This is a genomic window from Streptomyces sp. TRM64462 (assembly GCF_013362995.1).
Lineage (GTDB): Bacteria > Actinomycetota > Actinomycetes > Streptomycetales > Streptomycetaceae > Streptomyces.
In genome coordinates this window covers 1-10,637 of sequence record NZ_JABWDV010000353.1, presented here as the reverse complement: position 1 = coordinate 10,637, position 10,637 = coordinate 1, and the positions used below count along the sequence as shown (strand labels likewise).

The 10,637-nt window shown below is 70.7% G+C and carries 9 protein-coding genes; 3 read left to right on the top strand and 6 right to left on the bottom strand.

Annotated elements, in window-relative coordinates; all coding sequences use genetic code 11:
• Nucleotides 1–34: 34 nt before the first annotated feature.
• Entirely contained in the window at nucleotides 35–649 is a 615-nt protein-coding gene (gene rpsD / locus HTZ82_RS19315) for a 30S ribosomal protein S4 (protein WP_175410674.1), read from the bottom strand.
• A gap of 215 nt (nucleotides 650–864) precedes the next feature.
• Between rpsD and HTZ82_RS19310 the strand changes: the two genes are divergently transcribed.
• Nucleotides 865–1,590 carry a DUF2470 domain-containing protein gene (locus HTZ82_RS19310; protein ID WP_175410673.1) on the top strand — a complete coding sequence of 242 codons (726 nt, stop codon included), beginning with the start codon at nucleotides 865–867 and terminating at the stop codon, nucleotides 1,588–1,590.
• A 22-nt stretch (nucleotides 1,591–1,612) separates the two neighbouring features.
• Here HTZ82_RS19310 and HTZ82_RS19305 read toward each other — a convergent pair whose 3' ends face one another.
• The 4 genes from HTZ82_RS19305 to HTZ82_RS19290 form a co-directional block, all read right to left on the bottom strand.
• Nucleotides 1,613–2,974: a replication-associated recombination protein A gene (locus HTZ82_RS19305; protein WP_175410672.1), complete on the bottom strand. Its 1,362-nt coding sequence runs from the start codon at nucleotides 2,972–2,974 to the stop codon at nucleotides 1,613–1,615.
• Nucleotides 2,975–3,037: 63 nt separating this feature from the next.
• The gene (locus tag HTZ82_RS19300; protein ID WP_175410671.1) at nucleotides 3,038–3,658 is read right to left on the bottom strand and encodes a vitamin K epoxide reductase family protein; all 621 of its coding nucleotides are present in this window, start codon (nucleotides 3,656–3,658) and stop codon (nucleotides 3,038–3,040) included.
• 174 nt (nucleotides 3,659–3,832) lie between these two features.
• A complete protein-coding gene (hisS, locus tag HTZ82_RS19295; protein WP_175410670.1) occupies nucleotides 3,833–5,095 on the bottom strand; it encodes a histidine--tRNA ligase in 1,263 nt (420 codons plus the stop codon).
• Nucleotides 5,096–5,106: 11 nt separating this feature from the next.
• Nucleotides 5,107–5,814, bottom strand: a complete 708-nt coding sequence (locus HTZ82_RS19290) for an MBL fold metallo-hydrolase (protein WP_175410669.1) — start codon at nucleotides 5,812–5,814, stop codon at nucleotides 5,107–5,109.
• Between the two features lie 140 nt (nucleotides 5,815–5,954).
• On the opposite strand from HTZ82_RS19290, the gene HTZ82_RS19285 reads away from it, so the two are divergent.
• Together HTZ82_RS19285 and HTZ82_RS19280 are read left to right on the top strand one after the other, a co-directional pair.
• Entirely contained in the window at nucleotides 5,955–6,749 is a 795-nt protein-coding gene (locus HTZ82_RS19285; protein WP_175410668.1) for a peptidylprolyl isomerase, read from the top strand.
• A gap of 202 nt (nucleotides 6,750–6,951) precedes the next feature.
• Nucleotides 6,952–8,181 carry a DUF349 domain-containing protein gene (locus HTZ82_RS19280; RefSeq protein WP_175410667.1) on the top strand — a complete coding sequence of 410 codons (1,230 nt, stop codon included), beginning with the start codon at nucleotides 6,952–6,954 and terminating at the stop codon, nucleotides 8,179–8,181.
• Nucleotides 8,182–8,263: 82 nt separating this feature from the next.
• Here HTZ82_RS19280 and HTZ82_RS19275 read toward each other — a convergent pair.
• A partial coding sequence (locus HTZ82_RS19275) for a bifunctional (p)ppGpp synthetase/guanosine-3',5'-bis(diphosphate) 3'-pyrophosphohydrolase (RefSeq protein ID WP_175410666.1) occupies nucleotides 8,264–10,637 on the bottom strand: 2,374 nt, incomplete at its 5' end.

Genomic DNA, 10,637 nt, shown 5'->3' with positions numbered 1-10,637 from the left:
GGGCTGAAACCGCGGTGGGGGTACCGCGCCCGGGTCAGCGGGCGTAGTACTCGACGACGAGCTGCTCGTCGCAGATGACCGGGATCTCCTTGCGGTTCGGGTCGCGGTCGAGGCGGAAGGCCAGGGCCTTCAGGTTGACCTGCAGGTAGCGCGGGGTCTCACCCTCGGGGGCGAAGCCACCCTCGCGGGCGACCTGGAACAGCGTCTTGCTGCGGCTGCGCTCGCGGACCATCACGACGTCGTCGGGGCGCACGCGGAAGGACGGCTTGTCGACCTTCTGGCCGTTGACCTCGATGTGGCCGTGGACGACCATCTGGCGGGCCTGGTAGATGGTGCGGGCGATGCCCGAACGCAGGACCAGGGCGTCGAGGCGGCGCTCGAGCTCGACCACCAGGGCCTCACCCGTCTTGCCCTCGGCCTTCTTCGCGCGGTCGTAGGCGCGGGCCATCTGGCGCTCGCTGATGTCGTACTGGGCGCGCAGACGCTGCTTCTCGAGCAGACGGACCTTGTAGTCCGAGTTCTGCTTGCGGCCACGGCCGTGCTCACCCGGCGGGTACGGGCGGGCCTCGAAGTACTTGACGGCCTTCGGCGTCAGGGCGATGCCGAGCGCACGAGACTTCTTGACCTTGGGACGCGACTGGTTAGGCACGTTCTCCAGACCTCCGAAATAGGTTAGGTTAGGCTCACCTTGCTCAAGGAGATCGCATGTCTCGCCCTGGGAACACCACGCGCATCACAGACAGCAGCACAGAGAACGATGCCTCCCCTGCCTCTCGGCAGAACGCCTCGCGGCGGGGCATCGATGTGACGGAGGTCCGATCAGCTCATGGTCAGCCGCGTCCCAGCGGGCTTGAAACCGCCCGGATGCCGTCAGCAGCCGAGCGCACACGAACTCTCGTACAGGGTACATGCTCCGCGGTGCTGCTGATTCCCGGGGCTGCCGCGCCCCACCCGGAGCAGCTCCTGCCCGACGCCCGGGCCGTGGGCCACGACGGGGAGATCCTGCTTCTCTACCCGGCCGACTCCCCCGCCGTACGGGCCGCGACGCACGCCCAGGACGACGAGCTGCCCGCCGTACTGGAGCTCACGGACGTGGCCCCGGTCGCCGTCCCCCACCGTATCCGGGGCCACGCCCGGGTGTCCGGGTGGCTCACGCCCGTGCACGGGGTCGCCGAGCCGGGCCACATGATGCTGCGCCTGGAGGTGGGCGAGCTGTATGTGGACGACCTGTGGGGCTCCGGGCCCGTCAGCCCCGAGGACTTCGCGGGGGCCGTGCCCGACCCGCTGCGCGCCCACGAGACGGAGCTGCTCCAGCACCTGGCCGCCGCGCACGACGACCGGCTGCTGTCGCTCACCTCCCTGCTGGGCGAGCGGGCGGGCGCCGGCGCCCCGGAGGTACGGCAGGTGGTGCCGCTGGCGCTGGACCGGTTCGGGCTGCGGGTGCGCGTGGTCTGCGCGGGCGCCGAGCGGCGCGTGTTCGACGCGCGCTTCGACTTCCCCGAGCCGGTACGGGAGGTGCACGGGCTGCGCCGCGCCCTGCACGCCCTGTTCGAGGCGGCCGCCCGGGACGAGGACGCCGGGCGGCGTTAGCGCTGCCGCCCGGCGGGCGGCGTCAGCTCTGCTGCCCGCCGCCGCGCAGGTGTTCGCGGACCCGCTCCACCACGTCCGCGTACCGCGCCTCCGCGCCGTAACGGGTCGGCTCGTAGTAGCGCCTGCCGTGGATCGCGTCCGGCGCGTACTGCTGGGCGGCGACGGCACCCGGCACGTCGTGCGGATACACATAGCCCTGGGCGTGGCCGAGCTTGGCCGCGCCCTTGTAGTGGCCGTCGCGCAGATGCGGCGGGACGGGGCCCGCGAGTCCGTTGCGCACGTCCGCCTGCGCCGCCTGGATCGCCGTGGTCGCCGCGTTGGACTTCGGGGCCAGGGCCAGCGCGATGGTGGCGTGGCTGAGCGTGAGCGCCGCCTCCGGGAAGCCGATCATCGCCACCGCCTGGGCCGCCGCGACGGCGAGCGGCAGCGCGGTCGGGTCCGCCAGGCCGATGTCCTCGCTCGCCGAGATCATCAGACGCCGCGCGATGAACCGCGGGTCCTCCCCCGCCTCGATCATCCGCGCCAGATAGTGCAGGGCCGCGTCCACGTCCGAGCCCCGGATGGACTTGATCAGGGCGCTCGCCACGTCGTAGTGCTGGTCCCCGTCGCGGTCGTACTTCACCGCGGCCCGGTCGACGGTCTCCTCCAGCGTGGCCAGCGTGATCTCCGGCTCCCCCTTGGCGATGGCCGCACCGGCCGCCGCTTCCAGGGCGGTCAGCGCCCGCCGGGCGTCGCCGCCCGCGATCCGCAGCAGATGCGTCTCGGCGTCCTCGGGCAGCGTGACGGCGCCGGCCAGGCCGCGCTCCTCGGTCAGCGCCCGCTTCAGCAGCCCGCGCAGGTCGTCGTCGGTGAGCGGCTCCAGGGTGAGCAGCAGGGAGCGGGACAGCAGCGGGGAGATCACCGAGAAGTACGGGTTCTCCGTGGTCGCCGCGATGAGTGTGACCCAGCGGTTCTCGACGGCCGGGAGCAGCGAGTCCTGCTGGGCCTTGCTGAAGCGGTGGATCTCGTCCAGGAACAGGACGGTCTCCTTGCCGAAGCCGCCGGCCGCGCGCCGGGCCCCGTCGATGACGGCCCGGACCTCCTTGACGCCCGCGGTGATCGCCGAGAGCTCCACGAACCGCTTGTTGGTCGCCTTCGACACGACGTACGCGAGGGTCGTCTTGCCGATGCCGGGCGGCCCCCAGAGGATCACGGACGAGGAGCCGGCGGGTCCTCCGCCGCCTTCGCCGACGAGACGGCGCAGGGGCGAACCGGGCCGGAGCAGATGCTGCTGGCCGACCACCTCGTCGAGGGTGCGCGGACGCATCCGGACGGCCAGCGGACTGCCGGCCGGTTCCCTCTCCTGGCGTTCTTCGGCTGCGGCGGTGAAAAGGTCGGGCTCCACGTCATGAAGCCTATGTCAGCCCACTGACAGCCCAGTCCGACGGCCCGGAGGCCCGGAGGCCCGTCAGCTGGTCCAGAAGTCCCACCAGCGCGTCAGGATCAGCATGCCGATGATCCCGATGTGCAGGACGGGGAGGATCCAGGTGAACTCGTCGAGGAAGCGGCGCAGCCAGCCCGGCGCGGGCAGGACGCCATGGCGGACGTTGTGCGAGGTCACGTACCAGAACATGACGATCGTCGCGACCCAGGCGAGGCAGCACCACAGGCACAGCGCGTTGATCTCGTACAGGGACTGCTGCATCAGCCAGGTGCAGAACCCGACGCCGAACAGCGTTCCGGCGTTGAGCCCGAGCCAGTACCAGCGGCGGTAGCGCGCGCCGGCGAGGAGGCCGACGCCGATGGCTATGACCACGGAGTAGGCGACCAGGCCGATCATCGGGTTCGGGAACCCGAACGCCGACGCCTGCTCGCTCTCCATGATGTTGCCGCAGGAGACGACCGGGTTGAGGCTGCAGCCGGGCGTGAAGCTCGGGTCCTCCAGCAGCTTGAACTTGTCGATCGTGATCACCCAGGCCGCGAGCAGCCCGGCCGCTCCGGTGACCGCCAGCATCCACGCGAACGCCCGGCTCGCGCCGATGGTGCGGGGTCCCGAGGTGACGTCGTCGTCCGCGGCTGAAGTCGTCATACCGGCCGTTCCATGCGTAGGGGATGGCTGCTGGGCTGCCGCCATTGTGCCGTAATCATGGCCGCACCCACCGTCGGCTGTGGATAAAGAGCTGTGGACAAGGCCAGAGGGAAGGGAAGGGCGGGACCGCCTGCTCCGGCGTCCCGCCCTTCGTGGTCGTTCCGATCCGTCCGATCAGCCGAGCTTGGCCCGGAGGGTCTCCAGGACCGCGTCCAGCACGACCGGCTCCTGCTCACCGGACTCCATGTCCTTGAGCTGGACGACACCCTCGGCCAGGTCACGCTCGCCCGCGACCAGCGCGTACCGCGCGCCACTGCGGTTGGCGTTCTTCATGGCGCCCTTCAGACCCTTGCCACCGTACGAGAAGTCCGTGGCGACCCCCGCGCGGCGCAGCTCGGTCACGACGCCGAACAGCACGCGGCGCGCCTCCTCGCCCAGCGGCACGGCGTACACGCTGGTGCTCGCCGGGATGTCCAGCTCGATGCCCTCGGCCTCCAGCGCCAGGACCGTGCGGTCCACGCCGAGTGCCCAGCCGACGGACGGCAGGGCCGGGCCGCCGATCATCTCGGACAGGCCGTCGTAGCGGCCGCCGCCGCCCACCGCGGACTGCGAGCCGAGCCCGTCGTGGACGAACTCGAACGTCGTCCGCGTGTAGTAGTCCAGGCCGCGCACCAGCTTCACGTCGTCCTCGAAGGCCACGCCCGCCGCCGCGAGCAGCTCGCGCACCTCCTTGTGGTACGCACGGCACGCGTCGCACAGGTAGTCCGACAACGCCGGCGCGCCCACGAGCTGCTTCTGGACCGTCTCGCGCTTGTCGTCGAGGACGCGCAGGGGGTTGATCTCGATACGGCGGCGGGTGTCCTCGTCCAGGTCGAGGCCGCGCAGGAAGTCCTGGAGCGCGGCCCGGTACACGGGACGGCACTCGCGGCAGCCGAGCGAGTTCAGCAGGATGCGGAAGTTCCGCAGGCCCAGCGAGCGGTACGCCTGGTCGGCCAGGATGATCAGCTCGGCGTCCAGCGCGGGGTCCTCGGCACCGATCGCCTCTGCGCCGACCTGGGAGAAGTGGCGGTAGCGGCCCTTCTGGGGGCGCTCGTAGCGGTAGTACGAGCCGGAGTACCAGAGCTTGACGGGGAGGTTGCCCGCCTTGTGCAGGTTGGCCTCCAGGGCGGCGCGCAGCACGGATGCCGTACCTTCGGGACGCAGGGCCAGCTTGTCGCCGCCCTTCGTTTCGAAGGCGTACATTTCCTTCGTCACGATGTCCGTGGACTCACCGACACCGCGCGCGAACAGCTCGACATTCTCGAATCCGGGCGTCTCGATGTAGCCGTAGCCGGAGTTCTTCAGTGGCGCTGCGATCGCCTCGCGGACCGCGAGATAGGTCGCGGAATCGGGGGGCAGCAGGTCGTACGTGCCCTTGGGGGCCTGGAAGGTACTCACGAACTCTCTCGTCACATTCCTCGTCGGGGAGCCGCGGAGCTCCCGAGGCCGGCGGCCACCTCCCGCAGGTACGGGTTGGTGGCGCGCTCGCGGCCGATGGTCGTCTGGGGGCCGTGGCCGGACAGCACCACGGTCGAGTCGTCGAGCGGCAGGCACACGCGGGCCAGCGATTCGAGCATCTCGTCCATGTCACCGCCGGGCAGGTCGGTGCGTCCGATGGAGCCGGCGAAGAGCAGGTCGCCCGAGAAGAAGACCGGCGGGATGTCCGCGGCCTCGGGCAGCCCGAAGGTCACCGACCCCTTGGTATGGCCGGGCGCGTGCGCGACCGTCAGCTCCAGGCCGGCCAGCTCCAGCCGCGCGCCGTCGGTGAGCTCGTGGACGTCGTCCGGCTCCCCCACGGTCAGCTCCCCCATGAGCGGCATGCCGATCGAGCGGCCGAGGGCCTTCTCGGGGTCGCTCATCATGTACCGGTCGGCGGGGTGGATCCAGGCGGGCACGTCGTGGGCTCCGCAGACCGGGACGACCGACGCGACATGGTCGATGTGGCCGTGCGTGAGCACGACGGCCACGGGCTTGAGCCGATGCTTCTTCAGCGTCTCCTCGACTCCCTGGGCGGCCTGGTGGCCCGGGTCGATGATCACGCACTCCTCGCCGGCGGCGGGGGCGACCAGGTAGCAATTGGTCCCCCAGGCCCCGGCGGGGAACCCGGCAATAAGCACGATCGTCCTCAGATAGTCGTCCGGCGGAAGAATGCAGCAGATCAGAGCCTACCGGCGCTGCTCATTCCACAGCCAACCCGTATACGGTACGGGCACACCAGACCCGGACAGGAACAGACGACCGACAAGGAGACGACCCGGTGGTCAGCAACGATCAGCGGCGGCGGCAGCTCGCCCGGGAGAAGTTCGAGCGGCAGCAGCGACGCCGGGAGGAGAACCGCAGGAAGGCCAGGCGGCGCAACGCCGTGGTCGCCGCGGCCCTCGCCGTGGTCCTCGCCGCCGGCGGAGCCGTGTACGCCACAGGTGTGCTGACCGGCGACGACACGAAGGACGGCAAGACCACGGCGGGCGAGAGCGGCAGCCCCACGCCGAGCGCGCCCGCGTCGTCCCCCGAGCCGTCGATGGCCGTCGACGCGAAGGCCGCGTACACGATGGCGCTGAAGACGAACCACGGCGACATCACGATCGCGATGGACGCCGGGAAGACGCCGCGCACGGTGAACTCGTTCCAGCACCTCGCCGGCAAGAAGTTCTTCGACGGGACGAAGTGCCACCGGCTGACCGTCGCGCCCGCGAACATCTCCGTCCTGCAGTGCGGTGACCCGGGCGGCGACGGCACCGGCGGCCCCGGCTACACCATCCCGGACGAGAACCTGGCGTCCATGGGCAAGCCGGCCGCGGACGGCACGGTGACGTACAAGGCCGGGACGGTCGCCATGGCCAACACGGGCGCGCCGGACAGCGGCGGCAGCCAGTTCTTCCTGGTGTACAAGGACAGCAAGCTGCCCCCGCAGTACACGCCCTTCGGCACGATGGACGCCGCCGGGCTGAAGGCCGTCCAGGAGATCGCCAAGTCCGGCGTCGAGGGCGGCGGCGCCGACGGCGCGCCGAAGAGCCCCGTCACCCTGGAAAAGGTGACCGTGGCCAAGGGCTGACGGGCCGCGCCGCCCGGGGAAATCCCGCGGCGGAATTCGGTCGCGCTGAGTGCGGACAGCCGGGTGGCCGGTCGCCTAGATTGGCGTTGTGCAGCGCGAACCGGGTTCGCGCGCCGTGGAGGACGGGCGAGGCCCGTCCAGGAAACTGTGGACGATGCCCAGGGGGTCGATCCCCTCATCGGCATCATGTGGAGGAGGCGCTGTGAGCAGCGACCCGTGGGGCCGCGTCGACGAGACGGGCACCGTGTACGTGCGTACAGCCGACGGCGAGAAGGTCGTCGGATCGTGGCAGGCGGGCAGCCCTGAGGAGGCCCTGGCCTACTTCGAGCGCAAGTACGAGGGCTTGGTTGTCGAGATCGGCCTCCTCGAGCGGCGGGTGAAGACCACCGATCTGTCCGCGAAGGACGCGATGGCGGCGATCGACCACCTGCGTCAGCAGGTCGACGAGCACCACGCCGTCGGCGACCTGGAGGCACTGTCGAAGCGGCTCGACAAGCTGGTCGAGACGGTGGAGTCGCGGCGCGAGGAGCGCAAGGCCCAGCGAGCCAGGCAGACCGACGAGGCGCGGCGCGCCAAGGAGGCCCTGGTCACGGAGGCCGAGGAGCTCGCGCAGAGCGAGCAGTGGCGGGCGGCCGGTGAGCGGCTGCGGGCGCTCGTGGACACCTGGAAGGGTCTGCCGCGGCTGGACCGGAAGTCCGACGACGAGCTGTGGCACCGCTTCTCGCACGCCCGGTCGGCGTTCTCGAAGCGCCGCAAGGCGCACTTCGCGGCGCTGGACGCGCAGCGCGAGGAGGCCCGCCAGGTCAAGGAGCGGCTGGTCGCCGAGGCGGAGTCGCTGTCGAACTCCACGGACTGGGGCGTGACCGCCGCGCGGTACCGGGAGCTGATGGCGGAGTGGAAGGCCGCGGGCCGTGCGCAGCGCGAGTTCGAGGACGACCTGTGGAACCGTTTCCGCGGCGCCCAGGACGTGTTCTTCGCGGCGCGCAGTTCGGTGTTCGCCGAGCGGGACGCCGAGCAGAACGAGAACCTCAAGCTGAAGGAGGAGCTCGCCGCCGAGGCCGAGAAGCTGGTGCCGGTGACGGACCTGAAGGCGGCGCGCGCCGCGTTCCGGGCCATCAACGAGCGCTGGGAGGCCATCGGCCATGTGCCGCGGGACGCCCGGCCGAAGGTCGAGGGCCGGATGCACGCGGTGGAGCGGGCGATCCAGGAGGCCGAGGAGGCCGAGTGGCGTCGTACGAACCCGGAGGCACGCGCGCGTGCCGAGGGTCTGACGGGTCAGCTCCAGGAGGCCGTGGACAAGCTGCGCCGGCAGATCGACGCGGCGCGCGCGGCGGGCAACGACGCGAAGGCGGACAAGCTGACGCGTGAGCTGGAGGGCCGGCAGGCGCTGCTGGACCAGGCGCTGAAGGGTCTGCAGGAGTTCGGCGGCTGAGGTTTGTGTCGGGGGCTCCGCCCCCGCACCCCCGGTACGGGCTGGGTTCTCCAGCCCGTACCGGTTTTTTTTGCGGCTCTTGTTACGGCCTCCGGGCCGATGTCACGCGATAGACGTCGTACACGCCCTCCACGCCCCGTACGGCCTTCAGGACGTGGCCCAGGTGCTTGGGGTCGCCCATCTCGAAGGTGAACCGGGACGTGGCCACCCGGTCGCGGGACGTCTGTACGGCGGCCGACAGGATGTTGACGTGCTGGTCGGACAGGACGCGTGTGACGTCCGACAGCAGGCGGGAGCGGTCCAGGGCCTCGACCTGGATGGCGACGAGGAAGACGGACGACTGGGTGGGTGCCCATTCGACGTCGAGGATCCGCTCGGGCTGCTGCGACAGCGAGTCGACGTTGACGCAGTCGGCGCGGTGCACCGAGACGCCGCTGCCGCGCGTGACGAAGCCGATGATCGGGTCGCCCGGCACGGGCGTACAGCAGCGGGCCAGCTTGACCCACACGTCGTCGACGCCCTTGACGACGACGCCCGGGTCGGCCTTGGAGCGGCGCTTGCCGCGGCCGCGGGACGGGGGTGCCGTCTCGGCGATGTCCTCGGTGGCGGCCTCCTCGCCGCCGAGCGCCTGCACGAGTTTCTGGACGATGGACTGGGCCGTGACATGGCCTTCGCCGATCGCCGCGTAGAGCGAGGAGATGTCGCTGTAGCGCATCTCGTGCGCGAGGGTGACCAGGGAGTCGCCGGTGAGGATGCGCTGGATCGGCAGGTTCTGCTTGCGCATCGCGCGGGCGATGGCGTCCTTGCCCTGCTCGATGGCCTCGTCGCGGCGCTCCTTGGAGAACCAGGCGCGGATCTTGTTGCGGGCGCGCGGCGACTTGACGAAGCCGAGCCAGTCGCGGGACGGGCCGGCGCCGGCGGCCTTGGAGGTGAAGACCTCCACCAGGTCGCCGTTGTCGAGCGTCGACTCCAGCGGCACCAGGCGGCCGTTGACTCTCGCCCCTATGGTGCGGTGGCCGACCTCGGTGTGGACGGCGTACGCGAAGTCGACGGGGGTCGCGCCGGCGGGGAGGGCGATGACGTCGCCCTTCGGCGTGAAGACGAAGACCTCGTTGCGGGACAGGTCGAAGCGCAGGGACTCCAGGAACTCGCTGGGGTCCTCGGTCTCCTTCTGCCAGTCGAGGAGCTGGCGCAGCCACGCCATGTCGTTGACGTGGTCGTCCTTGCCGCCGCCCTTGCGGGGGGCGTCGGTGCGGACCTTGGAGGCGCCTGCGACGGCGTCCTGCTTGTACTTCCAGTGCGCGGCGATGCCGTACTCCGCGCGGCGGTGCATGTCGAACGTGCGGATCTGCAGCTCGACGGGCTTGCCGTTGGGGCCGATGACCGTCGTGTGGAGCGACTGGTACATGTTGAACTTGGGCATCGCGATGTAGTCCTTGAACCGGCCGGGGACCGGGTTCCATCGCGCGTGGACGGTGCCGAGTGCGGCGTAGCAGTCGCGGACCGTGTCGACGAGGACGCGGATGCCCACCAGGTCGTAGATCTCCGCGAAGTCACGGCCGCGGACGATCATCTTCTGGTAGACGCTGTAGTAGTGCTTGGGGCGTCCGGTGACGGTGGCCTTGATGCGGGCGGCCCGCAGGTCGGCCTGGACCTCGTCGGTCACTATGGCGAGGTACTCGTCCCGCTTGGGGGCGCGCTCGGCGACGAGGCGGACGATCTCGTCGTACATCTTGGGGTAGAGGATCGCGAAGGCGAGGTCCTCCAGCTCCCACTTGATGGTGTTCATGCCGAGGCGGTGGGCCAGCGGCGCGTAGATCTCCAGGGTCTCGCGGGCCTTCTTCTCCTGCTTCTCCCGCTTGAGGTAGCGCATGGTGCGCATGTTGTGCAGGCGGTCCGCGAGCTTGATGACGAGGACGCGCGGGTCCTTCGCCATGGCGACGACCATCTTGCGGACGGTCTCGGCCTGGGCGGCCTCGCCGAACTTGACCTTGTCGAGCTTGGTGACGCCGTCGACGAGGAGGGCGACCTGGTCGCCGAAGTCGCGGCGGAGGTCCTCCAGGCCGTACTCGGTGTCCTCGACGGTGTCGTGGAGGAGGCCGGCCATGAGCGTGGCCGGGTCCATGCCGAGCTCGGCGAGGATGGTGGTGACGGCCAGCGGGTGCGTGATGTACGGGTCGCCGCTCTTGCGCTTCTGGCCGCGGTGCCAGCGCTCCGCGACCTGGTACGCGTACTCGATCTGGCGGAGCGTCGCCGTCTCGATCTTCGGGTCGTTGCTGCGCACTATCCGCAGCAGGGGCTCCAGGACCGGGTTGTACGGCGAGGACCGCTGCACGCCGAGGCGGGCGAGGCGGGCCCGTACGCGGTTGGAGGAGCCGCCGCCGGTACGGGCGGGGGTGGGCGGCGCGGGCTTGGGCGCCGAGACCGGGGGCGGAGCGGGCGCGGGGGCCGGTGCC